Here is a 25,352-nt window from a genome sequence, read left to right as displayed (position 1 = left end):
CGCCTTTGTTGGCGGCTGCAAACAGGCTAGCAAGATGCCATTGCTCCATTCTTGGCTCCGCTTCCAGCTTCGTTCCATCTGCCCCCAGGTATTCGAACAATCCCATGAAAATTCGCAAAGCCGTATTCCCCGTCGCCGGCCTCGGCACCCGTGTCCTGCCCGCCACCAAGGCGATGCCGAAGGAAATGCTGACCATCGTCGACAAGCCGCTGATCCAGTACGTCTATGACGAGGCGAGGGAAGCCGGCATCGAGCACTTCGTCTTCGTCACCGGCCGCAACAAGAACGTCATCGAAGATCATTTCGACCGGATGTTCGAGCTCGACGCGACGCTTGCGGCGCGCGGCAAGAAGGCCGAGCAGGACATCCTGGCGCAGAACCAGCCCGAAGCCGGCGCCGTCAGCTTCACCCGCCAGCAGGCGCCGCTCGGCCTCGGTCACGCGGTCTGGTGCGCGCGCGACATCGTCGGCAACGAGCCGTTCGCCGTCGTGCTGCCCGACGAGCTCGTGCTCAACACGCCCGGCTGCCTCAAGCAGATGATCGAGATGGCATCCTCGCTCGGCGAGAAATCCAATCTGGTCGCGGTCGAGGCGGTGCCCGACCATCTCACCCATCAATACGGCATCTGCGGCGTCGGCAAGCGCAGCGGCAAGATGTTCGAGGTCGACGGCATGGTCGAGAAGCCGGCCAAGGGCACCGCGCCCTCCAACCTCTCGATCACCGGCCGCTACATCCTGCAGCCCGAGATCTTCAAGATCCTGGAGACGCAGGAGCGCGGCGCCGGCGGCGAGATCCAGCTCACCGACGCCATGATCGGCCTCGCCAAATCGCAGAAATTCTACGGCGTCGAGTTCGAGGGCGAGCGCCACGATTGCGGCTCCAAGCCCGGCTTCCTGCGCGCCAACATCGCCTACGGCCTGAAGCGGCCGGAGCTGCGCGACGGCTTGATCGCGGAGATGAAGAAATATCTGGGGCAGTCATAGCCACCCACGCCGTCGTCCCTGCGCCCCGTGCGCAATTGCGCACTAGGCATGGACGACACCGGTGGTGTGGCGGATTGCGTCGCGTTCAATAACGGCGGCGTAGCGCCTCACGCCACCAGCGACAGCTTCGGCAGGCTCGCCACCACCGACTGATTGCGTCCGCCCGCTTTCGCCGCATAGAGCGCCTTGTCGGCGGCGGCGACCAGGACCGACCAGTCCATGCCGGCGGTGGGGATGAGGCTGGCGACGCCGCAGGACACCGTCAAGATCACCTGCTCATCGGACCAGCCCTGCACCTTGGTGCGGATCGCCTCGGCGACCTTGAAGGCGTCGGCGGCCGAGATGTTCGGCAGCAGCACGGCGAATTCCTCGCCGCCATAGCGCGCGGCACAGTCGCCGGCCCGGCTCACCGAATCGGAAATGCAGATGGCGATGCCGACCAGCACCTGGTCGCCGGCCTGATGGCCGAACGTGTCGTTGTAGGCCTTGAAGTGATCGGCATCGATCATGAGCAGCGCGACCGGCGCCTTCTGGCGCATGGCGCGCCGCCATTCGACGTCGATGACGGAATCGAACTTGCGGCGGTTCTTCAGGCCGGTGAGCGCGTCCGTCGTCGCCATCTCCTCGAGCTTGCGCTCGGCCTCCGCGCGCCGGCCGATCTCCCGCGCCAGCACCAGGGTCGATCCCAGCACGAACAGCGCGAGCACCAGCACCACGGCGCCGATGCGAAACGCCTCTTTCTGCCAGAGCGCGAAAACCGCGGCCAGAGGCTTGCCCGCCACCACGAACAGCGGTCCGCTGTCGGCGCTGCGGACATAGAGCCGCGGCGTCGGATCGACCGGGCCCTGTCCGGAATAGGCGGCGCCGACCGGGAGGTTGTCCGCCTTCCAGGCCCGGCGGTCGTTCAGGTTCGTGCCGATGATGTCGAGATCGAACGGCCGCCGCATCATGATGGTGCGGTCGCGCTTGAGGACGGTAATGGTGTCTTCGGGGTCGAGGTTCAGCCGCTCGAACAATTCGTGGAAATAGCTGAAGCGGATCGAGCCGGCGACGACGCCGAGGAATCCACCGTCGGTGTCGCTGATGCGCCGGCTCAGCACGATCGAGTAAGCGCCGCGGAACAGCATCGGGCGGCTGATGAAGAGCCCGGCCTCGGGATTGTCGCGATGGACCCTGAAATAGTCTTCCTCGCTCCGGTTCTCCGGGAGGGGATCGAGCGTGGAGGCGTCGATGGCCAGCCTGCCCTCGGGGTCGAACACCTGGATGGCGCCGAAATGCCTCGCCGTCGTCGCGTGATCGAACAGGATCAGGTGACGGACCGGCTTCGACACCGTCGCCAGCTCGGGAGCAGCATGTTGCTGGCGACCGCCTTCAGCGAGAGGTCGTAGATCTCGACGTTGCGGCTGACGTCGGACTGGATGGTCGTCGCGAGGTTCTCCAGCGTCTGACGGGCGAGCGCCTCCTCGCCGCGGCGCATGTCGAGCATCACGTTGACGCAAATGGCGGAAAAGCCGATCACCGTCACCACGGACGAGATGATCAGCAGCTTCGCCGAAATCCGCCACGGCCGGCGGGCCATGAGGTCGCGCCATCCAGACAACATCGCTTGCTCCCGGTATTAGTGGATGCGCCCGAAAGCTTGAGCAGTGTTTAAGGCAGGACGGAGCTGCCGTAGTGAGTTAAGAATCGGTATACGCAGCCCACGTTTTTGGGCAGGCCCGGTGTGAGCAGACCCGGTTTCGGACAAGAGGACTGATGTGAACGACTACGACGCGTTGCGCGACTATCTGATGCGGCAGAAGCAGGATGAGCTGGTGCTGAGCTTCGAGCAGATCGAAGAGATCATCGGCGCGGCCCTGCCGCGCGCGGCCAATCGTGCCTCGTGGTGGGACAGCCTGCGCAGCCCCGACATCCAGATGCCGCAGCGCGAAGCCTGCCTCGCCGCGGGCTTCGTCGCGACGCGGATGCCCGATGGTACGAGCGTGCGGTTCACAAAGCGCAAGCCGCAGAGGCGGTGGTAGCGCAGCGGCACACTCTTCCCCTCTCCCCTTGTGGGAGAGGTGGCTCGCCGGGCAGCGGCGAGACGGGTGAGGGGTTCTCTCCGCGAGCCAATCTCTTGCGGTTGAACTCGCGGAGACAACCCGGGAGAAGGAAGAAGATCAGCTCGCCGCTTCCAGCCGCACTTCCGTCAGCAGCCGCATCGCGGCATCGGCATCCATCGGCTCGCCGAAGGCGAAGCCTTGGGCGTATTCGCAGCCCATCTGGTAGAGCTCGACCGCGTCCGAATCCGTTTCGGCGCCCTCGGCGACGACGTCCATGCCGAGGTCGTGCGCGAGCGCGATGATCGACTTCAGGATCACCGGCCGGGTGCCGCGGTTGGTGGTGCGCACGAAGGACTGGTCGATCTTGATGGTGTCGAACGGGAAGCGCTGCAGATAGGCCAGCGAGGAATGGCCGGTACCGAAATCGTCGAGCGACAGTCCGGTGCCGAGCTCGCGGATCCGCGTCAGCATCTGCGCCGCGTGCTCCGGGTTCTCCATCACCAGCGATTCCGTCAATTCCAGCTTCAGCGTGCCGCGCGCCACCGAGGAGCGCGACAGCACGGTGCGGATGTCGTGGATCAGGTCGTGGCGCAGCAATTGCCGCGACGAGACGTTGACGCTGGCGAAGATCGGCTCGCGCGAGCGCATCGCGCGCTGCCACACCGAAAGCTGCTTTGCGGTCTGGTCGAGCACGAACATGCCGAGGTCGACGATCAGGCCGGTCTCTTCCGCGATGGTGATGAACTCCGACGGCGCCATGCGTCCGAGCTTCGGGTGATCCCAGCGCACCAGCGCTTCGAAGCCGGCGACGGAGCGATCCTCCAGCCGCACGATCGGCTGATACAGGATCGTCAGCTCCTGGCGCTCGATGGCGCGGCGCAGCTCGCTCTCCAGCGTCAGGCGATCGGTCTTCCGCGCCCGCATCGCCGGCTTGTAGACATCGATGCGGTCGCCGCCGATGCGCTTGGAATGATACATCGCAAGCTCGGCGTCCTTGATGATCTCGTCCGTGAGCTGCGTTTGCGGATCGGAGAGCGCGAGGCCGATCGACGCGGTCAGGAAGATCTCGCGGTCGTTGAAGGCGATCGGCGCGCGGATGGTCTTGCGGATGGTCTCGGCGAAGGCGGTGATGCGGGCCGGGTCCTGCTCCGACAGCAGGATCAGGCCGAACTGGTCGCCGGCCATGCGGGCCAGCGTGTCCTGCGGTTTCAGGATGCGGGTGAGGCGGCGAGCCAGCGTCAGCAGGATGGAATCGCCGACCGCGATCCCGACGGAATCGTTGACCTGCTTGAAGCGGTCGAGGTCGATCACCATCAGCGTCGGCCGCAGCGTCGGCATGGTCTTCGCGAAATGCGCGACTGCGCCGAGCCGGTCCATGAACAGCTTGCGGTTGGGCAGGCCGGTGAGGTTGTCATGCACGGAATCGTGCAGCAGGCGCTCCTCGGCGTTGCGCAGCTCGGTGACGTCGGTGAGCGTGCCGACGACGCGCGAGACCTCGCCGTCCGAGCCGACCACCGGCCGCGCCTTCAGCGCGAACCACATGAAGTGACCATCGGGCGTGCGCAGGCGGAAATCCTGCACCAGGCGGCCGCGGCGCTGGTCGAGCACGCTGTCGAGCGCGGCGCGGAAACGGTCCTGGTCCAGCGGATGCAGCACCTCGAGCCAGGAGGCCGCAGGCCCCTCCAGCGTGCCGCGCTTGAGGCCGAGCAAGGCTTCCGTTTCGGGGCTGGTGAAAACCTTGTCGGCGGAGACGTCCCAGTCCCAGATCAGGTCGCCGGAGCCGGCCAGCGCCAGGGCCCGCCGCTCGATGTCGGAGACGACGCCGGTGGAGGCGCCGCCGCCGGCAAAGGCGTGCTGCATCACCGTGAAGCCGATCAGCATCACGATCAGCACGAGGCCGCCGAGCAGGGCAGGGCCGACGATGTCGTTGGTGACGGAGCCGGCGACCGTCATGCCGGCCGCGACCACCCAGACCACGAGGAGGAACCAGGTCGGGATCAGCAGCACGGCGCGGTCGAAGCCGTGGGTGGAGAGATAGACGATCAGCGCGAAGCCCGCGAAGGCGATCAGCACCAGCGAGATGCGCGCGATGCCGGAGGCGACGGCCGGATCGAACAGAGCGAGCGCGACCAGCGACCCCAGGAAGGCGAGCCAGCCCACCGTGATGTGCGAATAGCGCACATGCCATCGGCTGAGATTGAGATAGGCGAACAGGAACACCAAGAGCGTCGCCGCCAATATCGCTTCGCCCGCCGCGCGCCAGATGCGCTCGGCGTTGTTCGACATGTCGAGCACCTTGCCCCAGAAGCCGAAGTCGACGCCGATATAGACCAGCACCGCCCAGGCCAGCGCCGCGGCGGCCGGGAACATGATGCTGCCCTTCACCACGAACAGAATGGTCAGCACCAACGCGAGCAAGCCGGAGATGCCGATCACGATGCCCTGGTACAGCGTGAACGAGTTGACCTTGTCCTTGTAGGCTTCCGGCTCCCACAGATAGAGCTGCGGCAGCTTGTCGGTGCGTAGCTCCGCGACGAAGGTGATGACGGCGCCGGGGTCGAGCGTGACTCGGAAGACGTCGGCGGTCGGGCTTTCTTGCCGCTCCGGCCGGTCGCCGGTCGAGGGCGTGATGGTGGCGATGCGCGACAGGCCGAGGTCGGGCCACAACAGCCCTGAGGAGACGATGCGGTAATGCGGGGCGACGATCAGGCGGTCGAGCTGATCATCGGTGTTGTTGGCGAGCGCGAACACCACCCAGTTCTGGCCGCCCTCGCGGGCGCGCACCTCGATGCGGCGGACGATGCCGTCGGTGCCGGGCGCGGTGGAGACCTGGATGCGATCGGCATCGCTGCGCTGATGCTCGAGCACGCCGGTGAGGTCGATCGCGGGCGCGTCACTGCGAACGCTGACGGCGTCGAGCGCGCGTGCAGGAGACGCGGCAACGAGCATCATGAGGCCCAGCGCGATGGGCGCGAGGCACCTGATCAGACGCAAGGTCAGTTCTCCGCGTTCGACGCAAACTCTTCGGTGAAGACGATTTCAGACCGAACGAACGTGGTTCGGTGCGTCGCGATAGATGCCACGAAAGCGAGGAAAATCAAAGGGTTTCCGCCTCGCCCTGTGGGCCGGCGGCCTAGACCTCCAACACAATTTTGCCAATATGTGCGCTCGTCTCCATGCGCCGATGCGCATCGGCTGCCTTTTCCAGCGGGAAAGCGCTGTCCATCAGCGGTTTGACGCGGCCTTCGCGCAAAAGCGGCATCACTTTCGCTTCGATTGCGGCCACCATCGCCGCCTTGTCCGCATTAGTACGGGGGCGCAGGGTCGAGCCGGTATGGGTCAGGCGCTTGACCATCACCTTGGCGATGTTGACGCTGACCTTGGGCCCGTTGAGGGTTGCGATCTGCACGATCCGGCCGTCCACCGCGGCGGCATCATAATTGCGGTCGACATACTCGCCGGCGACCATGTCGAGGATCAGATTGACGCCTTCCTTGTTGGTCGCTTCCTTGACCACGGCGACGAAGTCTTCCGTCTTGTAATTGATGGCGCGGTCGGCTCCGAGCTTGAGGCAGGCGTCGATCTTGTCCTGCGATCCCACGGTGACGAACACTTTCGCGCCGAACGCCTTCGCGAGCTGGATCGCCATGGTGCCGATGCCGGAGGAGCCGCCGTGGATCAGCAGCGTCTCGCCGGCTTTCAGGCCGCCGCGCTCGAACACATTGTGCCAGACGGTCATCAGGGTTTCCGGCAGCGCGCCGGCTTCCTTGATCGACAGCGCCGGCGGCACGTTCATCGCCTGGGCGTCCTGGGCGATGCAGTACTGCGCATAGCCGCCGCCGGCGACCAGCGACATCACCTTGTCGCCGATCTTGTGCCGCTTGGCGTTGCTGCCGACCGCGACCACTTCACCAGCGATCTCCAGGCCGGGCAGGTCGCTGGCGCCGGGCGGCGGCGGATAGGCGCCGGAGCGCTGCGCGACGTCGGGCCGGTTCACGCCGGCGGCCTGCACCCTGACCAAAATCTCGTCCGGTCCTGGCTGCGGAACGCTGCGCTGCTCAGGAATCAGCACCTCCGGTCCGCCGGGCTTGGAGATGGCGACCACGGTCATTTGCGCGGGCAGCTTGTCCATGATGTGTCCTTGAGCAAAGGTGCGGGAGGAAACGAGGCCTTTGCTTAGCCAGAGCGGTCCGGGCTGGCAACCGCCTCAGACGTGGGGTCCGGTCCGCGGACGAGAGGAGGAACGACGATGGCAATGGAAGACGACGACCGCCCGCGCAAGAAGATCACGCACGAAATCGGACAGGATCTCTCACTCTTGTCGGTGGAGGAACTGACCGAGCGCGTCACGCTGCTCAAGACCGAGATCGTCAGGCTGGAAGAAGCCGCCACCAAGAAGCGCGCATCGCGCGATGCGGCGGATCATTTCTTCAAGAAGTAGCGATCTCGTGTCCCGAACGCGGTGCGGCCTTGGCGATGCGAAGCATCGTCCAGCGCGCCGCTCCGCAGAGCCGGGACCCACGCCTCACCCCACGCATCTGCCAAAGAACTGAGCCCGGCTCAGCAGAGCAGCACTTCGTGCCGCACCGCGTCCGGGGCACGAGACTTGCTCGGCCACTGGCCGACATGGCTAACGAACTCTCAAAAAATTCGCTCGTTTACTCCGGATTAAGCTTTTCACTTTATGACTGGAACTGTCCTCGTTTGGACACCGAGTGGCTCCTGTCCACTCTGTTTGACGCCTCCCTGTTATCAACTTTAAAAGCCGCCGGTCTCCGGCGGCTCTTTTTTTGCTTTTTGCATCCCGTTGCGGTTGAATTCCTGGGAATGACCCGCGGAAACCATATCCGCTCTTGTCACTGGACTCGGCGTCCCGCCCGCGCAATGATTTATTCATCATAAGCCGGCGCCAAAGCCGGACAGTCAAACAGTTGCGTAAGAGGCGTTAACCATGGAACGTTTGCAGGCCGACGGCGCTCTCGTTCAACTCAGCGAGCGGTTCACCAATTCTGCGGCGTTCGGCGTCCTGTTCCGCGAGGGCATGGACCTCGTCGAAGAGACCGCCGCCTATCTCGACGGTGCCGGCCGCACCGAGGCCAAGGCGCTCGACCGTGCCGTCAGCCTGACCTACGCAACCGAGAGCATGCGCCTCACCACCCGCCTGATGCAGCTCGCCTCCTGGCTGCTGCTGCACCGCGCGGTGAAGGAAGGCGAGATGACGCTGAGCCAGGCCAATCGCGAGAAGACCAAGGTCAAGCTCAGCGCCGCCGATCCCGGCCCCACCGACACCATCGAGAAGCTGCCCTCGCAGCTCCAGGACCTGATCCATCGCTCGATGAGCCTGCAGACCCGCGTGCGCCGCCTCGACACCACCATCCACACCCCGCCGGCCGAGCACATTGCGATCGGCAATCCGCTGGTGCCGCATCTCAACGCGCTGAAGGCCGCGTTCGAAAGGTAACGCCGCGTTGTCATTCCGGGGCGGCTCGTAGAGCCGAACCCGGAATCGAGGTTACGGGTTCGATGCTACGCATCGCCCCGGAACGACAGTCCCAAAAACACAAAAACGCCCCCGGCTTTCCGGGGGCGTTTTCCGTCTCCAGCCTTGCGGGCCGGATCAATCCTTTTTGAGGAAGCCCGAAAACTTCTTCTGGAAGCGCGAGACGCGGCCGCCACGGTCCAGCATCTGGGCGTTGCCGCCGGTCCAGGCCGGGTGCGACTTCGGGTCGATGTCGAGGTTCAGCGTGTCGCCTTCCTTGCCCCAGGTCGAGCGGGTCAGGTACTCGGTACCGTCGGTCATCACGACCTTAATCGTATGATAATTCGGATGAATTTCGGCTTTCATGGCAAATTCCTCGGCGCCCGGCGCCTGTTCTGGTGGCTCGCGAATGACGGATTTGGCCGGCTCTATACCCCACGAAACCCCGTAAAACAAGCCGGGCTTGCGCGGTGAACCGGGTTTGCCCCTAAGGGACATCCCGGATTTGCCACTACTGTTGCACCGGCCTATTGGGAGCAAACGAATGCAATGGGTCGGATCTCATGAGCGCAGTGGAACGGCTTGATGGCCAATATGTCGATCAGCCCGGAATGAACGCCGCGGACACAACCTCGATCGAAGCCGAGCTGATCGAAGAGCCGGCCAAGGGCCGTGCCAAGCTGCGGCCGCTGCTCGCGCTGGCGCCCTATGTCAGCCGCTATCGGGGCCGGGCGGCACTGGCCTTCGTCGCGCTCACGGTCGCGGCCCTGACCACGCTGCTGGTGCCGATCGCGGTGCGCCGGATGATCGATTTCGGCCTGACGCCCGAAGGCATCGAGCTGATCAACAGCTACTTCTCGGTGATGCTCGCGGTCGTCGGCGTGCTCGCGCTCGCCAGCGCCGCGCGCTACTACCTGGTGATGACGATCGGCGAGCGCATCGTCGCCGACCTCAGGCGCGACGTCTTCGCGCATCTGCTCTCGCTGTCTCCCGCCTTCTTCGATTCCGCGCGCAGCGGCGAATTGATCTCGCGGCTCACCGCCGACACCACCCAGCTCAAATCGGCCGTCGGCGCCTCCGTCTCGATCGCGCTGCGCAATCTGATGATGTTCCTGGGCGCTACCGCGATGATGGTGATCACGAGCCCGAAGCTGTCGGGCTTCGTGCTGCTGGCCATTCCCTTGATCGTGCTGCCGCTGGTCGCCTTCGGGCGCTGGGTGCGCCGGCTGTCGCGCAACGCGCAGGACACGCTCGCCGAGGCCTCGGCCTATGCGGGCGAGCTGGTCGGCGCGATCCGCACCGTGCAAGCCTATACCAGCGAAGGGTTCGCCGAGAAGCGTTTCGGCGGCGAGGTCGAGCAGGCCTATGAGGCCGCGCGCACCTCGACCCAGGCGCGCGCCGTGCTCACGGCCATCATCATCTTCATCGTGTTCGCAAGCGTGGTCGCGATCCTCTGGATCGGCTCGCATGACGTCCTCACAGGCGCGATTTCGCCGGGCCGGCTCGGTCAGTTCGTGCTGTATGCGGTGTTCGCGGCAGCGGGCCTCGGCCAGCTCAGCGAGGTCTGGGGCGAGGTCTCGTCGGCATCCGGCGCGGCCGAGCGCCTGTTCGAGATCCTGCATGTGAAGCCCGAGATCAAGGCCCCTGCGGCTCCGCGCGCGCTGCCTGTGCCGGCACGCGGCGAGGTCGGCTTCGATCAGGTGAGCTTCGCCTATCCGGTGCGGCGCGACGTCAATGTGCTCGATGCCGTGTCGTTCACCGTGCGGCCCGGCGAGAAGGTCGCGATCGTAGGTCCGTCCGGTGCCGGCAAGAGCACGATCTTCCACCTGCTGCTGCGCTTCTACGATCCGCTCAGCGGCGCGATCTCGCTCGACGGCGTGCCGGTCAAGTCCGCCGATCCCCGCGACTTCCGCTCGCGCATCGCGCTGGTGCCGCAGGAATCCAACGTGTTCGCCGCGAGCGCCCGCGAAAATATCCGCTTCGGCCGGCCCGATGCGACCGATGCCGAGGTCGAGCGCGCCGCCGAGCTCGCCCATGCCGCTGAATTCATCCGCCGCCTGCCGGAAGGTTTCGAGACGCCGCTCGGCGAGCGCGGCGTGACGCTGTCAGGCGGCCAGCGCCAGCGCATCGCGATCGCGCGCGCCATCCTGCGCGATGCGCCGCTGCTGCTGCTCGATGAAGCGACTTCCGCGCTCGATGCCGAGAGCGAGACGCTGGTGCAGACCGCGCTGGAAGAGCTGATGCGCCACCGCACCACGCTGGTCATCGCGCACCGCCTCGCCACCGTGCTGTCCTGCGACCGCATCCTGGTGATGGACCAGGGCCGGATCGTCGAGCAGGGCACCCATGCCGAGCTCGTCGCCGCGAACGGACTTTACGCGCGGCTGGCACGGCTGCAGTTCGAAGGGGCGTGAGGCTCCGCCAGGGCAGCGCGTAAGCTATTGATTTTGCTTGCGCCGGCTACTGTGCATGGGGTTGTTTTTCGATATTCGGTGCGGAGCACGCCGTCCCTAGGGGCACTTCGGCGACAGCGTCGGCACGTTCGGCCACGGCCAGTTCTTCCAGCTGCCGTCCTCGCCGACGCAGGTGGTCGGGGCAGGGCCGTTCGCCGGAGCATGCGTCCCGATCGATGCAAAGCGCTGGTCGACATAGCTCGTCGACACATATCCGGCGACGATGACGGCCAGAAAGACCGAGGAACCTTGAGCCCAATCGCGCAGCCTCATCGCTCGTCTCCATCCGCTTGTCATCGCTGCTCTGCATCAACGACTAGCAGACGTTCCTGGATCCCTGCGTGACGGGCCTCACGCCCGCTGGAATCACATACGTCAGGATCACGCCTTCCACGCCATCTTCAGCACCGGCCGGCCCGAGGTCGGGTTCACATCGTCGCCGGCATAGGCAAAGCCGTTGCGCTCGTAGAAGCGGATGGCGCGGGAATTGTCCTTGTTGACGAGCAGCGTCACGCCTGAGGGCGACAGGCGCTTGGCCTCATCGACGAGCAGCCGCGCGGCATCCGAGCCCCAGTGATCAGGATCGACCACGAGCTGGTCGAGATAGCCCTCGCCGTCGATGGTGACGAAGCCGGTCAGCGCGCCGTTCTGTTCGGCCACCACGACCTGCGCCTTCGGCACCAGATCCTTGCGCCAGCGCTCGCGCCACCATTCCAGCCGCTGCGCGAAATCGATCTGCGGATAGGCCTGCTGCCAGCTGCGATGCCAGAGGTCGATCGAGGCGGCTTCGTCCTCGGGCCGGTAGGGGCGGAGGTGGATCGCGCTCACTACCGCTCCGTCAGCTTCAGCTCGATGCGGCGGTTGCGCTTGTAGGCTTCCTCGGTATTGCCGGGATCGAGCGGCTGGAATTCGCCGAAGCCGGCCGCGACGAGGCGCTGCGCGGGCACGCCGAGCGAGACCAGATATTGCACCACCGAGATCGAGCGGGCCGCGGACAGGTCCCAGTTCGATTTGAAGTTCGGGCCGTTGACCGGGCGTATGTCGGTGTGGCCGTCGACGCGCAGCACCCAGGGAATCTCGTTCGGGATCTTCTTGTCGAGCTCGATCAGCGCGGTCGCGAGCGTATCGAGCTCGGCGCGGCCCTCGGGCAGCAGCATCGCCTGTCCGGTGTCGAAGAACACTTCGGACTGGAACACGAAGCGGTCGCCGACGATGCGGATGTCGGGCCGGTTGCCGAGGATGGCGCGCAGGCGGCCGAAGAACTCGGAGCGGTAGCGCGACAATTCCTGCACGCGCTGCGCCAGCGCCACGTTCAACCGGGAGCCGAGATCGGCAATGCGGTTCTGCGATTCCTTGTCGCGCTTTTCGCTGGCGTCGAGCGCCTCCTCAAGCGCGGCCAGCTGCCGGCGCAAAGCGCTGATCTGCTGGTTCAGCACCTCGATCTGCGCCAGCGCTCGCGCCGAGACCGCCTTCTCCGAATCCAGCGCCTTGCCGAGCTCGGAGGTCTTGCCTTGCGCGTCGTTGCCGGCGGCGGCGAGACCGTCATAGAGGCCCTTGATGCGGTCGCGTTCGCCCTCGGCCGAGGCGAGGCCTGCCTTCAGTTGCGAGACCTGGTCGTCGAGCGTGAGCTTGCCGAGCTTCTCCAGCGACAACAGCTCGTTGAGCTGCGCGATCTTGGCGTTGAGCTGCTCCAGCGCCTTGTCCTTGCCGGTGACCTCCTGGGACAGGAAGAACTGCACCACCAGGAACACCGACAGCAGGAACACGATCGACAGCACCAGCGTCGACAGCGCGTCGACGAAGCCGGGCCAGTAATTGAAGGAGCTGTCGCTGCGGCGGCCGCGGGCCAGTGCCATATCGTCGATCTCCACTCTCGTGTCCCGGACGCGCTGCAGCGCGCAACGCTGCTGCGCAGAGCCGGGACCCATCTGTCATTCGGAAGGTGCTGGGCCCCGGCTCAGCGACGCATCACTTCGTGCTGCATCGCGCCCGGGGCACGAGAACCTCCGTTCGATCTTCAGCTCTTCTCCGGCTGCCGGGCGAGGCGCTCCAGCAGGCGGCGGATCTCGCGGTTCTGCTCGCCCTGGCCGTCGGCCCATTCGCGGATCATCTGCTGCTCGGTGCGCATGTGCGAGACCAGCGCCTGGATGGCTTCGGCAAGGCTCGCCATCGCCGCCGTGGTGCCGCGGCTGGTGCCGCCTTCCTCGAGCACGGAGCGCAAGCGTTCGACCGCGGCCTGCAGTTCGCCGCTGGCCACCCCACCGCCGCCGCTGGACGCGACCGCGACGTCGCCGCTGCCATATTCCCGCACGGTGGTGGCGAGCCAGTCCTCGAGGTCGGTGTAGAAGCGGTTCTGCGCCTGGCTCGACTGCAAATCGAGGAAGCCGAGGATCAGCGAGCCGGCGAGGCCGAACAGGGAGCTCGAGAACGAGATGCCCATGCCGCCGAGCGGGGCGGCGAGACCCTCCTTCAGGGTGTCGAACAGGGCGCCGGAATCGCCGCCGACCTTGAGCCCGTCGATCACCTTGCCGACCGAGCCGACCGTCTCGATCAGGCCCCAGAAGGTGCCGAGCAGGCCGAGGAAGACCAAAAGGCCGGTCATGTAGCGCGAGATGTCGCGGGCTTCGTCGAGGCGCGTCGCGATCGAATCGAGCAAATGCCGCATGGTGGTCTGGGTGATCGACATCCGGCCGGAGCGCTCGCCGCCGAGGATCGCCGCCATCGGCGCCAGCAGTTTCGGGTGCCGGGCCGGCGCCAGGCCGGGATCGGCGATGCGGAAATTGTTGACCCAGGAGACCTCAGGGTAGAGTCGGATGACCTGCCGGAAGGCCAGGATGATGCCGATGAACAGCACCCCGCCGATCAGGGCATTGAGCCCGGGATTGGCGAAGAAGGCCTGGATGATCTGCTTGTAGAGCACCACGCCCACCAGCGTGCACAGCACCAGGAAGACCAGCATCCGCACCAGGAAGACGCTGGGCGAGGACAGTTTTGTGTACTCGATATCCATGGTGGAGCGGGAAGTGCCAGACGGCATGGCCGGTATCATCCGTTACGAAAGCTTGCTTGCAGTGCGCACTATGGCACAGCGCCAGCCCAAAAAAAGCGCCGGATGCGCCGATTTCGGGGACGGCGCTGGGAACCCGGACCGGAAGCGGCGCTTTGATAGACAGGTATCTGCAGAAGTTCGCTATTCGGGGGGCCGCATGAGCGTCGTTTCCGCGATTATGGGGACTGCCGAACGCGTGCCGCTGCCGGACGTCGTGATCCGCGCTGCGATCCAGCGCCTGTGCTCCCGCACTGCAACGCGCCTCGCCGGCCATGACGCGGCCACCGACGCCGCCTTCGCCGGCCGGATGATGCTGCGGCCGATCGTCGAGGATTCCGAGGCCGGGCGTGACGAGGTGCCCGCCTCGTTCTTCGCCGACGTGCTCGGCCCCTGCCGCAAATATTCCTGCTGCTTCTACAAGACCGATTCGAGCACCTTGCAGGAGGCGGAGGAGGAGGCCTTGCGCCAGACCGTCGAGCATGCCGGTCTCGCCGATGGCCAGACCATCCTCGAGCTCGGCTGCGGCTGGGGCTCGCTGTCGCTGTGGATGGCGCGGCAGTTTCCGCACGCCAAGGTGACGGCCGTGTCGACCTCGCAGGCGCAGCGCGCTCATGTCGAGGAGGAGGCGCAGCGGCGGGGTTTGCTGAACCTGCGCGTCGTCACCGCGGACATGAACGTGTTCGCGCCCGACGGCCAGTTCGACCGCATCGTCTCGGTCGAGATGTTCGAGCAGATGATGAACTGGCGCAAGCTGATGACGCGCCTGCGCTCATGGCTCGCGCCCGAGGGGCGGTTCTTCATGCAAATCGTCAGCCACCGCTCCGGCTCGCAGCTGTTCGACCGGCTCGATCGCGACGACTGGATTGCGCAGCACGTCTTCACGGGCGGTCTGATGCCAAGCCATCACCTCGTCAGGCAATTCGACGACGTCTTCACGGTCGAGAAGGAATGGTGCTGGAGCGGCACGCATTATCAGCGCACCGCGAACGACTGGCTCGCCAATTTCGATAGGCATCGCGACGCCATCGAGGCGTCGTTGCGCAAGGTCTATGGCGAGGAGACCGCGCTCTGGCTGCGGCGCTGGCGCTGGTTCCTGCTCGCGACATCGGGTCTGTTCGGCTACGCCGATGGAACCGAATGGGGCGTCAGCCAGTACCGCATGAAAGCCGCCGAGTAATTGCGCTGTTCCGTCGCAGCACGCGGCGGTGGACCCCGACTCACAATCAAGTGACACGGCAAAAGCGTCCTGAACTCAACGGCATACCCTGTGTGACAATGAGCCGCCTGTGCCATGCGTTGCATCGCAGCAGGTGCCTTCTATTTTGTCCGCATCAGCCGCGTTCGAAGGGCCAGAATGGCCTCGCGCGGAACGTGATCAGTTTCAACAATATCGGGGCACCCCACTTCATGTCAGGACTTCGTGCGCGATCGGCATGCGTTGCAATGATGCTCGCGGCCCTGGCGCCGCTGCTTGCGGGCTGTGACGAATCCAGCTCCGCAGTGTCCGCCGCTCCGCCGGCCCATCCTGACGTCAGCATCGTCATCGTCAAGCCGCAGCCGCGCGCCGTGGTGCGCGAGCTGCCGGGCCGCATCGCGCCGACGCGCGTCTCCGACGTGCGGCCGCGCGTGTCCGGCATCGTGGTCGAGCGCCTGTTCCGCCAGGGCAGTGAGGTCAAGGCGGGCGATCCGCTCTACCGCATCGATCCGCGCCCGTTCGAGGTCGAGGTGATGGCCAACGAAGCTGCCCTCGCCAAGGCCGAGGCTGCGTTGATGCAGGCCAGGCAGCAGGCGCACCGTGTCGCCACCCTCACCAAGGATCGCGCCGCCCCTGAAGCCGAGAACGAGAAGGCCATTGCGGCCGAACGTCAGGCCCATGCCGAGGTCGAAGGCCGCAAGGCCGACCTCGCGCGCGCCAAACTCAATCTCGACTACGCCACCGTGCGCGCGCCGATCGACGGCGTGGTCGGTGCGGCCCTGGTCAGCGAGGGCGCCCTCGCGGTGCAGAACGAAACCAATCTCGCCACCATCCAGCAGCTCGATCCGATCTATGCCGACTTCACCCAGTCGGTGAACGAGCTCAACCAGCTTCGCCGCGCCTTCGAGACCGGCGACCTCGAGCGCATCGCATCCGATGCCGCCAAGGTGCGCCTGGTGCTCGACGACAACACGATCTATTCGCTCGACGGCAAGCTGCTGTTCTCCGATGCCAAGGTCGACGCCCATACCGGGCAGGTGACGCTGCGCGGCGAGTTCCCCAATCCCAAGCGCGAGTTGTTGCCGGGCATGTATGTCCGCGTCCGCATCGACCAGGGTCTGGATTCCGACGCGATCGCGGTGCCGCAGCAGGCGATCCAGCGCAACGGCGGCGGCGGCAGCGAAGTGTTCGTCGTCAAGGATGACAACCATATCGCGGTGCAAGCGGTCCGTACCGGATCCGTGCAGGACGGTGTCTGGTTCATCACGGAAGGCCTGAAGGCCGGCGACAAGGTCGTGGTCGAGGGGTTCCAGAAGTTCGCGGCCGGCGACAAGGTCAAGCCGCAGACCTGGTCGGAGGCGGACGCGACCGCCGACAACCGACACGCCCAGAAGCTGACGCGGTAACGCGCCATGGCGAGTTTCTTCATCGACAGGCCCATCTTCGCCTGGGTGGTCGCGCTGTTCATCTGCTTGATCGGCGCGATCGCCGTGCCGCTGCTGCCGATCGCGCAATATCCGATCATCGCGCCGCCCTCGATCTCGATCTCGACCAGCTATCCCGGCGCCTCGCCGGAAAACCTCTACAACAGCGTAACGCGGCTGATCGAGGAGGAGCTCAACGGCGCCGCCAATATCCTCAATTTCGAATCGACCAGCGACTCGCTCGGCCAGGTCGAGATCATCGCCAACTTCCAGCCGGGCACCGATACCAGCGCCGCCTCGGTCGAGGTGCAGAACCGCATCAAGCGCGTCGAGGCGCGCCTGCCGCGCGCGGTGATGCAGCAGGGCATCCTGATCGAGGAGGCCTCCAGCGCGGTGCTGCAGATCATCACGCTGAACTCGACCGACGGCAGCCTCGACGAGGTCGGCCTCGGCGACTTCATGATCCGCAACGTGCTGGGCGAGATTCGCCGCATTCCCGGCGTCGGCCGCGCCACGCTGTACTCAACCGAGCGGAGTCTGCGCGTCTGGGTCGATCCGGCCAAGCTGGTCGGCTATGGGCTCACCGCCGACGACGTCAACAAGGCCATTGCCGCGCAGAACGCGCAGGTCGCCTCGGGCAGCATCGGTGCCGAGCCGTCGACGTCGAGCCAGCGCACCTCCACGCTGGTGCTGGTCAAGGGCCAGCTCTCCTCGCCGGACGAGTTCGGCGCCATCATCTTGCGCGCCAATGCCGACGGCTCGACCGTGCGCCTGCGCGACGTCGCGCGCGTCGAGGTCGGTGGTCTCAGCTACCAGTTCAACACGAGGCTCGACGGCAAGCCGACCGCGGGCCTCTCCGTCCTGATGTCGCCGACCGGCAACGCGTTGGCAACCGCGAGCGCGGTCGAAGAGAAGATGAAGGAGCTGTCGCGCTTCTTCCCGGCCAACATCTCCTACGAGATTCCCTACAACATCACGCCCGTGGTCGAGGCTTCGATCAAGAAGGTGCTGATGACGCTCGTCGAGGCCGTGGTGCTGGTGTTCGTGGTGATGTTCCTGTTCCTGCAGAACATCCGCTATACCATCATTCCCACCATCGTGGTGCCCGTGGCGCTGCTGGGCGCCTGCACCACGCTGCTGCTCGCCGGCTATTCCATCAACATGCTCTCGATGTTCGGCATGGTGCTCGCGGTCGGCATCCTCGTCGACGACGCCATCGTCGTGGTCGAGAACGTCGAGCGCATCATGAGCGAGGAAGGCCTGCCGCCGAAGGAGGCGACGCGCAAGGCGATGTCGCAGATCTCGGGCGCCATCATCGGCATCACGCTGGTGCTGATGGCGGTGTTCGTGCCGATGGCGTTCTTCCCGGGCTCGGTCGGCATCATCTATCGCCAGTTCTCGGTGACCATGGTCGCCGCGATCGGCTTCTCCGCCTTCCTGGCTCTGTCGCTGACGCCGGCGCTGTGCGCGACGCTGCTCAAGCCCGTCGCAGCCGGTCATGGTCACGCGAAGAAGGGCGTGTTCGGCTGGTTCAATCGCATGCTCGAGGGCGTCAAGGAACGCTATTCGCGCACGGTCGGCTTCTCGCTGAACCGCACCGGCCGCCTGATGCTGGTCTATGTCGCGCTGCTGGCCGGTCTGTCCTGGGCCTTCGTCAACCTGCCGGGCGGCTTCCTCCCCGTCGACGACCAGGGCTTCGTCACCACCGACGTGCAGACGCCGTCGGATTCGTCCTATGCCCGCACCGAGGCGGTGATCGAGAAGGTCGAGAAATATCTGGCCCAGCGGCCCGGCGTCGACAACGTCACGTTCCTCACGGGCTTCAGCTTCTCCGGCCAGGGCATGAACACCGCGCAGGCCTTCATCACGCTGAAGGACTGGTCGGAGCGCGGGCCGAAGGATTCCGCTGCGGCGATCGTCAACGACATCAACCGCGATCTGGGCTCGTCGATCCGCGACGCAAAGATCTCGGCGCTGCAGCCGCCGCCGATCGACAATCTCGGCAACTCGTCGGGCTTCTCGTTCCGCCTGCAGGACCGCGGGCAGAAGGGCTATCAGCAATTGATGCGCGCCGCCGATCAACTGATCGCGGAGGCCAATGCGAGCCCGGTGCTGCAGAAGGTCTATGTCGAGGGCCTGCCCGAGGCCGGCGTCGTGAATCTCGTGATCGACCGCGAGAAGGCCGGCGCCTTCGGCGTCACCTTCGAGGACATCAACAACACGATCTCGACCAATCTCGGCTCGAACTACATCAACGACTTCCCGAACCGCGGCCGCATGCAGCGCGTCGTGGTGCAGGCCGACGCCCGCGACCGCATGCGGACCGAGGACATCCTCAACTACAACGTCAAGAACAGCCGCGGCCAGCTCGTGCCGTTCTCGTCTTTCGCGACGGTCGAATGGGCGCGCGGGCCGACGCAGATCGCCGGCTTCAACTATTATCCGGCGGTGCGCATCTCCGGCGAAGCCAGGCCCGGCTTCACCTCGGGCGATGCGATTGCCGAGATGGAGCGGCTTGCGGGAAGACTGCCGCGCGGCTTCGGCTATGAATGGACCGGGCAGTCGCTGCAGGAAAAGCTGTCGGGCTCGCAGGCGCCGTTCCTGCTGGCGCTCTCGGTGTTCGTGGTGTTCCTGTGTCTGGCCGCGCTCTACGAGAGCTGGACCATTCCGCTCGCGGTGCTGCTCACCGTGCCGCTCGGCATCGTCGGCGCCGTGACCGCGGCGATGCTGCGAAGCCTGCCCAACGACGTCTATTTCACCGTCGGCCTGATCACCATCATCGGCCTCGCCGCCAAGGACGCGATCCTGATCATCGAATTCGCGAAAGATCTGCGGAAAGAGGGCAAGCCCCTGGTGGAAGCCACCATTGAAGCCTGCCGCCTGCGCTTCCGCCCCATTTTGATGACCGGACTTGCGTTCATCTGCGGCGTGCTGCCGATGGCTATCGCCCACGGCGCCGGCGGTGCCAGCCAGCAGGCGCTCGGCAGCATCGTGATGGGCGGCATGATCGCGGTGGTCATCCTGGCGCTGCTGATGGTGCCGGTGTTCTTCGTCTCGGTGCAGCGCGTGCTGGCGGGGGACAGGGAGAAGGCGGCGGCGAAGGACGCCGAGGCGTACGGGCCGCCGGCGCCGGCAAGAACTGGCCATTGAATGCGGGATCGGTCCTGACCGCCGGAGTTGGATGCGCCGTCGCTTGATGTCGACGGGCGTCCGGCTTGTTTTCGCGCGAGCGTCGACCGAGACTGCATCCCTGGATTGATGGGATGTGCGTTCGCGCTGGACGCGATGCGTCCGACCGACATTACGATCTCGAACTATCGCGGATCACGCGGACGATCGCCGACGAAGGCGGGCTGAATTCGGTCTGCTGGTCCGGCGTCCGCAAACGCGGCGAGGATGGGAGGTTACGGTTGTCGGTCAAGTTCGACCGTCTCAAATACTCTATTGAAGTCGGATATCCGGCCCCGCTCGAGGCGGCGTTTTCCGGTGAGCCGATGATCAAGTCCGAAAGCATCGAGGCGGTGCAGGGCAAACGAACGGTTCTGCTGATGGAGCGAAAGAATTCGCTCGTCAGCGTCCGTAGCGAGAGCGGCGCATGGAGCAGCCACAGGGATGCGGTGCTGCCGTCGGAGCCGGCGCTTGCGGGCTTTTTCGATGGAGTCTTAGCCGATGAGGTCGAGCAGTCGTGCGGCTACGCCGGCTTCCGCAAGATCCTCACCAGCTCCCCGTGCACGTACTCGTTCCCGCACACCACGTCCCCGGTCACCAGCGCATCGCCGGGTGTGCTGATGTCGCTCACCGTGCCGCCTGCTTCGCGCACCATCAGCATACCGGCGGCGATGTCCCAGGATTGCAAATTGCGCTCCCAATAGCCGTCGAGGCGGCCGGCGGCGACGAAGGCGAGATCGAGCGAGGCGGCGCCGAAGCGGCGGAGGCCCGCGACGCGGTCCTGGATCGCGGTCATCTCGCGGCGGAATTCCTCGTGGTCGCCGCGGCCGATATGGGGCAGGCCGCAGGCCACCACGCATTCGTTGAGCTGGCGGCGTCCGGCGACGCGCAGGCGCTGGTCGTTGAGGAAGGCGCCCTTGCCGCGCTCGGCGATGTAGAGCTCGTCATTGGCGGGGTTGTAGATCACGCCGGCGATGATCGTGCCCTCGCGCACGAGGCCGATCGAGATCGCGAATTGCGGGATGCCGTGCAGGAAGTTGGTGGTGCCGTCGAGCGGATCGACGATCCAGGTATGGCTCTTGTCGCTGCCTTCCCGCGTGCCGCCTTCCTCGCCGATGAAGCCGTAGCCGGGGCGGGCCTTGGCGAGGTCCTGGTAGAGGATCTCCTCGGCGCGCTTGTCGGCGAGCGAGACGAAATTCGCCGGTCCCTTCAGCGAGACCTGGAGATGCTCGATCTCGCCGAGATCGCGCTTGAGGCTGCGGCCGGCGCGGCGCGCGGCCTTGACCATGACGTTGATAGTTGCGGAATACAGCATGAGCTCTGGTCTTGATCGGGGGAAATGGCGCGAAATCGCGCGTGTTTGGAGGATTGGGTGCCCTGCGAGGGGCTGAAGGTCAAGTCATTTGCTCCCCAGCCATTTTTTGGCGGCGGCCTCCGCCTTGGCCCGCTCCTCGGCCGGAAGGTCGGAGAATTGCTTGTCGAGCTCCGGATCGCCCTTGCCGGCGGTCTTGGCCACCAGGTGCCATTTGAAGCCCTCGACCTTGTCCATGGACGTGCCGACGCCGTTGATCAGCACCCAGGCCAGCCGGTTCTGCGCGATCGCGCTGCCCTGGCGGGAAGCCTTGCGGAGCAGAGCGACGGCAGCCGGCTGGTTCTTCGGCGTGCCGGTGCCGTTGAACATGGCGATGGCATATTCCACCTCGGCGTCGACATTGTCGGCGAGCGAGGCGGCCTGCAGCAGCCGCACCGCGCGTTCCGGGTCCTTCGGCACGCCCGTGCCTTCCTTGTAGAAGGTCGCGAGCGCGTATTGCGCCTCGGGCAGGCCGGCATCGGCGGCCTGGCGCAGCAGCTCGGCTGAACGCCTGACGTCCTGCGGCAGGGTCTGGCCGTCCAGATAGAGCAGAGCAAGGTTATAGGCCGCCTTGGGCTCGCCGAGCTTGGCGGCGGACGCCATCAGCTTGACCGCCTCGCCCTTGTCGACCGAGCCGCCGCGGCCCGAAATGCGCAGCATGGCGAGCGCGAACATCGCCTCGCGGTCGCCGGCGTCCGCGGCGCGCTTGTACCATTCGGCCGCCTTGGCGTAGTCGCGGCGGATGCCCATGGCGTTGGAATAGAGCTCGCCGAGCATGGTCATCGCCTTGGGATCGCCGCCTTGCGCGCGGGCGGTGGCGAGGTCGAACGCGGTTTTGTACTGGCCGCGCTGATAGGCGCCGTACACCAGATCGGCGCTGGAATTGTCGGTCGGCGGCGCCGGGATCACGGTCGGGGTCGGCGTCGGCTTGGAGGACGGGGCGGGCTTGGGCGAGGCCGAAGGTTTCGGCGCCGGCGCAGCCTCCTTCTTCTTGGCGGGCGGGGGCGGCTTGGGCTTCTGCTTCTCCGCGGGCGGACTGGGGATTGTCGCCGGCGGGGTGATCTGGAGCTGCGCGGCCGCCGGTACCGTGAGCAGCAGCGTCGCCAGCATGGTGATGCAGGGGAGTTTCATGTCGGGCGCTAGCCGTGCTCGCTGCCCGCAGGATCTGGGCTGGCTATCGCCGTCGCGTGAGCCTTCTTGATCGCGGCGTCGACCTCGATCAGCGCCGCCTTGGGCCCGCGCGGATCGGACCAGATGAAGTCGCCGACCAGCACGAAATCGGCGCCGCTGAGCGCGAAGTCGTGGGCTTCGTCCAGCGACATCGCAAAGCCGATACAGGGCGGCTCGAACAGCTCGGCCCACCAGTCCAGCCGTTCCGCGATCGCTTCCGCCGACGGACGCTGTCCCTTCGCATCGGGCTCGCCGAACAGCACGTAATCTGCGCCGATCTCGCCCGCCTCCATGGAATGGTGCCGCGTCGTCAGCCCGCCGACACCGGCGATGCGATCGGGCTTGAGCGATGGCAGCGCCTCTTTCAGCGCGGCGATACCGGGCAGGTGCGCACCGTCGGCGCCGCCGCGCGCGACCAGCTCGGCATGGCCCTCGACCAGCAGCGCGGCGCCCGCCTTCTGCACCGGCGGCGCGAAGGCCTTGACGCGCGAGATCATGGTGCGCTGGTCGGTCTCCTTCAGCCGCAGCAGCACGGCCGCGACGTCGGCGGCGGCAAGCAGGGCCGGCAGCTCGCCGAGAAGCGCAGCGGGATCATCGACGACGGGCGTCGCAAGATAAAGGCGAGGCGCCGGGCGCGGCGGAGGCGGTTTGTTCGACAAGATCTAGGCTGCCTTCTGTTCCAGGCTACTTTGCCATTCGCCCTTGGAGGCGAGGCCGTTCATCCGCGCGCGATGGCTGAAGGCGCGCTGTCCGGCAGCGATGTTCTCAGGCCTCCCGGACCAGGCCTTCTGCGGCGCGGCCTGCAGCGCGCGGCCGTAGGAGAAGGTCAGGCCCCAGGGCAGCGGGCCGAGCTTGTGCATGGCGTTGAGATGTGCGGTCGCCTCTTCGTCCGACTGGCCGCCGGAGAGGAAGGCGATGCCGGGCACGGCCGCGGGCACGCAGGCCTTGAGCAGGCGGACGGTCTTCTCCGCGACCTCCTCGACGGGCGCCTGCTTCGCGCATTTCTTGCCTGAGATCGCCATGTTGGGCTTCAGCACCATGCCTTCGAGCGCGACGCGCTGCACGCGCAATTCCTGGAACGTCTTGTTCAGCACGCGGCTCGTCACCTCATAGCAGCGGTCGATGTCGTGGTCGCCGTCCATCAGCACCTCCGGCTCCACGATCGGCACGATCTGCGCGGCCTGGCACAGTGCGGCATAGCGCGCCAGCGCGTGGGCGTTGACGCTGATCGCGGTCATCGAGGGAATACCGCTGCCGATGTCGATCACCGCGCGCCATTTGGCGAAGCGCGCGCCGCGTTCGTAATATTTCTTTAAGCGTTCGGCGAGCCTGTCGAGCCCGACGGTGACTGTTTCGCCCGGGCACATCGGCAAGGCCTGCGTGCCTTCGTCGACCTTGATCCCGGGAATGGCGCCGCTCTGCTCGATCAGCTTCACCAGCGGCGTGCCGTCCTTCGCGTCCTGCCAGATCGTCTCGTCATAGAGGATCACGCCCGAGATGTACTGGCTCATGGCGTCCTTGGAGCGGAACAGCATCTCGCGATAGTCGCGGCGGTTCTCTTCCGTGGACTCCACGCCGATTGCGTCAAAGCGTTTCTTGATGGTGCCGGAGGATTCGTCGGCGGCGAGGATGCCCTTGCCCGGCGCGACCATGGCGGTCGCGACCTTGTTGAGCTCAGTCAGATTCATCGAGAGGTCCTCCCAAAACGACTCTGCCCTTGCCCGTGAAAATAGACCGTTCTCGGGCAATTGCCGAGCTATCGTTCGTCGCAGGGTAAAGGGGGGAGGCCGGTCATTCCGGGGCGCGCCCCTAGGCGCGAGCCCGGAAATCCATTGATCCGCGTCGACGGTGGCACCATGGATTCCGGGCTCGCGCTGCCCGCGCCCCGGAATGACGGTGCCTGCCCTTACGTCGCTTACGCCACCTTCGGATCCAGCTCGCCCTTGGCGTAGCGCTTGGCCATCTCGGCGGTGGTCAGGACGCGCTTGATCTTGGAGGCCTGGCCTGCGGTGTTGAACTCCTGCAGGCGCTGCTTGCACAGCTTGGTCATGGCTTCCATGGCCGGCTTCAAGTACTTGCGCGGATCGAACTCTTCCGGGCTGTCCTTCAGCACCTTGCGGATCTGGCCGGTCATCGCCATGCGGTTGTCGGTGTCGATGTTGATCTTGCGCACGCCGTTCTTGATGCCGCGCTGGATCTCGGCCACCGGCACGCCCCAGGTCGGCTTCATCTTGCCGCCGTTGGCGTTGATGATCTCCTGCAGGTCCTGCGGCACCGACGAGGAGCCGTGCATGACGAGATGCATGTTTGGCAGCTTGCGGTGGATCTCCTCGATCACGTTCATGGCGAGGATGTCGCCGTCGGGCTTGCGGGTGAACTTGTAGGCGCCGTGAGACGTCCCCATCGCGATCGCGAGCGCGTCGACCTTGGTCTCCTGGACGAACTTCACGGCCTCGTCCGGATTGGTCAGGAGCTGGTCGTGGCTGAGCTTGCCTTCTGCGCCGTGGCCGTCTTCCTTGTCGCCCATGCCGGTTTCCAGCGAGCCGAGCACGCCGAGCTCGCCTTCCACCGAGATGCCGCCGAGATGGGCCATGTCGGTCACGGTCTTGGTGACGCCGACATTGTAGGCCCAGTCGCCGGGGGTCTTGCCGTCGGCCTTCAGCGAGCCGTCCATCATGACGGAGGTGAAGCCGGCCTGGATCGCGGTCATGCAGGTCGCGGCCTCGTTGCCGTGGTCGAGATGCACGCAGACCGGGATGTGCGGATAGATTTCGGTGACCGCGTCCATCATGTGCTTGAGCATGATGTCGTTGGCGTAGGAGCGCGCACCGCGCGAGGCCTGGATGATGACGGGCGCGTCGACCTGGTTGGCCGCGTCCATGATCGCCAGCGCCTGCTCCATATTGTTGATGTTGAAGGCCGGTACGCCGTAATCGTTCTCCGCCGCGTGGTCGAGCAGTTGACGTAACGTGATCCGAGCCATCTGTCTTGTTCTCCCGTTGGGGCCTTGCAAGGCCGCGATGTTTGCCGACTTGAAT

The 25,352-nt window shown here is 65.8% G+C and carries 20 protein-coding genes and 2 pseudogenes; 9 read left to right on the top strand and 13 right to left on the bottom strand.

Annotated elements, in window-relative coordinates:
* Positions 1-104 precede the first annotated feature (104 nt).
* Positions 105-983 (top strand): UTP--glucose-1-phosphate uridylyltransferase, encoded by an 879-nt coding sequence (locus ML401_RS31160; protein ID WP_194404419.1) that lies wholly within the window; start codon positions 105-107, stop codon positions 981-983.
* Between the two features lie 107 nt (positions 984-1,090).
* Here ML401_RS31160 and ML401_RS31155 read toward each other — a convergent pair.
* Positions 1,091-2,586: pseudogene (locus tag ML401_RS31155) on the bottom strand (diguanylate cyclase).
* Positions 2,587-2,740: 154 nt separating this feature from the next.
* Here ML401_RS31155 and ML401_RS31150 point away from each other — a divergent pair.
* On the top strand, positions 2,741-3,004 hold the full coding sequence (locus tag ML401_RS31150) for a hypothetical protein (RefSeq protein ID WP_194404417.1): 264 nt from the start codon (positions 2,741-2,743) through the stop codon (positions 3,002-3,004).
* A 138-nt stretch (positions 3,005-3,142) separates the two neighbouring features.
* On the opposite strand, the gene ML401_RS31145 is transcribed toward ML401_RS31150, so the two are convergent.
* Positions 3,143-6,019: an EAL domain-containing protein gene (locus ML401_RS31145; RefSeq protein WP_194404416.1), complete on the bottom strand. Its 2,877-nt coding sequence runs from the start codon at positions 6,017-6,019 to the stop codon at positions 3,143-3,145.
* Positions 6,020-6,158: 139 nt separating this feature from the next.
* A complete protein-coding gene (locus ML401_RS31140; RefSeq protein ID WP_285807957.1) occupies positions 6,159-7,157 on the bottom strand; it encodes an NAD(P)H-quinone oxidoreductase in 999 nt (332 codons plus the stop codon).
* Positions 7,158-7,274: 117 nt separating this feature from the next.
* Between ML401_RS31140 and ML401_RS31135 the strand changes: the two genes are divergently transcribed.
* Positions 7,275-7,466, top strand: a complete 192-nt coding sequence (locus ML401_RS31135) for a DUF1192 domain-containing protein (protein WP_194404414.1) — start codon at positions 7,275-7,277, stop codon at positions 7,464-7,466.
* 510 nt (positions 7,467-7,976) lie between these two features.
* Positions 7,977-8,486, top strand: a complete 510-nt coding sequence (locus tag ML401_RS31130) for a DUF1465 family protein (RefSeq protein WP_018318720.1) — start codon at positions 7,977-7,979, stop codon at positions 8,484-8,486.
* A 156-nt stretch (positions 8,487-8,642) separates the two neighbouring features.
* Here the strand turns inward: ML401_RS31130 and rpmE are convergent, their stop codons facing one another.
* Complete coding sequence (gene rpmE / locus ML401_RS31125) at positions 8,643-8,870, bottom strand: 50S ribosomal protein L31 (RefSeq protein WP_008137002.1); 228 nt, start codon at positions 8,868-8,870, stop codon at positions 8,643-8,645.
* Positions 8,871-9,067: 197 nt separating this feature from the next.
* Here rpmE and ML401_RS31120 point away from each other — a divergent pair, with 197 nt between their 5' ends.
* Positions 9,068-10,918, top strand: coding sequence for an ABC transporter ATP-binding protein/permease (locus ML401_RS31120; protein WP_285807956.1), 1,851 nt, complete (start codon positions 9,068-9,070; stop codon positions 10,916-10,918).
* Positions 10,919-11,014: 96 nt separating this feature from the next.
* On the opposite strand, the gene ML401_RS31115 is transcribed toward ML401_RS31120, so the two are convergent.
* The 4 genes from ML401_RS31115 to ML401_RS31100 all read right to left on the bottom strand — a co-directional run bounded on the left by ML401_RS31115 (position 11,015) and on the right by ML401_RS31100 (position 13,994).
* Positions 11,015-11,230, bottom strand: a complete 216-nt coding sequence (locus tag ML401_RS31115; protein ID WP_285807955.1) for a hypothetical protein — start codon at positions 11,228-11,230, stop codon at positions 11,015-11,017.
* A gap of 108 nt (positions 11,231-11,338) precedes the next feature.
* Positions 11,339-11,785 carry a GNAT family N-acetyltransferase gene (locus ML401_RS31110; protein ID WP_285807954.1) on the bottom strand — a complete coding sequence of 149 codons (447 nt, stop codon included), beginning with the start codon at positions 11,783-11,785 and terminating at the stop codon, positions 11,339-11,341.
* Positions 11,785-12,813, bottom strand: coding sequence for a peptidoglycan -binding protein (locus tag ML401_RS31105; RefSeq protein WP_194408455.1), 1,029 nt, complete (start codon positions 12,811-12,813; stop codon positions 11,785-11,787). Before ML401_RS31105 ends, ML401_RS31110 begins: the two co-directional genes overlap by 1 nt.
* Before the next feature lie 161 nt (positions 12,814-12,974).
* Positions 12,975-13,994, bottom strand: coding sequence for a flagellar motor protein MotA (locus ML401_RS31100; RefSeq protein WP_212067902.1), 1,020 nt, complete (start codon positions 13,992-13,994; stop codon positions 12,975-12,977).
* Between the two features lie 169 nt (positions 13,995-14,163).
* Between ML401_RS31100 and ML401_RS31095 the strand changes: the two genes are divergently transcribed.
* From ML401_RS31095 to ML401_RS31080, 4 genes and pseudogenes are all read left to right on the top strand, one after another.
* Positions 14,164-15,183 carry a cyclopropane-fatty-acyl-phospholipid synthase family protein gene (locus ML401_RS31095; protein ID WP_211415906.1) on the top strand — a complete coding sequence of 340 codons (1,020 nt, stop codon included), beginning with the start codon at positions 14,164-14,166 and terminating at the stop codon, positions 15,181-15,183.
* Positions 15,184-15,413: 230 nt separating this feature from the next.
* Positions 15,414-16,607, top strand: a complete 1,194-nt coding sequence (locus ML401_RS31090; RefSeq protein WP_211415907.1) for an efflux RND transporter periplasmic adaptor subunit — start codon at positions 15,414-15,416, stop codon at positions 16,605-16,607.
* Between the two features lie 6 nt (positions 16,608-16,613).
* Positions 16,614-19,775: a multidrug efflux RND transporter permease subunit gene (locus ML401_RS31085; protein WP_285807953.1), complete on the top strand. Its 3,162-nt coding sequence runs from the start codon at positions 16,614-16,616 to the stop codon at positions 19,773-19,775.
* Between the two features lie 170 nt (positions 19,776-19,945).
* A pseudogene (locus tag ML401_RS31080) lies at positions 19,946-20,305 on the top strand (AAA family ATPase); the annotation flags it as partial.
* An 11-nt stretch (positions 20,306-20,316) separates the two neighbouring features.
* Here the strand turns inward: ML401_RS31080 and ML401_RS31075 are convergent.
* From ML401_RS31075 to fba, 5 genes are all read right to left on the bottom strand, one after another.
* Positions 20,317-21,108: an inositol monophosphatase family protein gene (locus ML401_RS31075; protein ID WP_212067904.1), complete on the bottom strand. Its 792-nt coding sequence runs from the start codon at positions 21,106-21,108 to the stop codon at positions 20,317-20,319.
* 84 nt (positions 21,109-21,192) lie between these two features.
* The gene (locus ML401_RS31070) at positions 21,193-22,275 is read right to left on the bottom strand and encodes a tetratricopeptide repeat protein (protein WP_285807952.1); all 1,083 of its coding nucleotides are present in this window, start codon (positions 22,273-22,275) and stop codon (positions 21,193-21,195) included.
* 8 nt (positions 22,276-22,283) lie between these two features.
* Positions 22,284-22,973 (bottom strand): thiamine phosphate synthase, encoded by a 690-nt coding sequence (locus ML401_RS31065; protein WP_285807951.1) that lies wholly within the window; start codon positions 22,971-22,973, stop codon positions 22,284-22,286.
* Between the two features lie 3 nt (positions 22,974-22,976).
* Entirely contained in the window at positions 22,977-24,002 is a 1,026-nt protein-coding gene (locus tag ML401_RS31060) for a class I fructose-bisphosphate aldolase (RefSeq protein WP_285807950.1), read from the bottom strand.
* Positions 24,003-24,229: 227 nt separating this feature from the next.
* Positions 24,230-25,297 carry a class II fructose-bisphosphate aldolase gene (gene fba / locus ML401_RS31055; protein WP_211415912.1) on the bottom strand — a complete coding sequence of 356 codons (1,068 nt, stop codon included), beginning with the start codon at positions 25,295-25,297 and terminating at the stop codon, positions 24,230-24,232.
* Positions 25,298-25,352: the final 55 nt, after the last annotated feature.

Source organism: Bradyrhizobium sp. 62B (assembly GCF_030272265.2).
Taxonomy (GTDB): Bacteria; Pseudomonadota; Alphaproteobacteria; order Rhizobiales; family Xanthobacteraceae; genus Bradyrhizobium.
The sequence above is the reverse complement of the archived record's forward strand: the minus strand, read 5'-3'. Positions and strand labels throughout refer to the sequence as shown.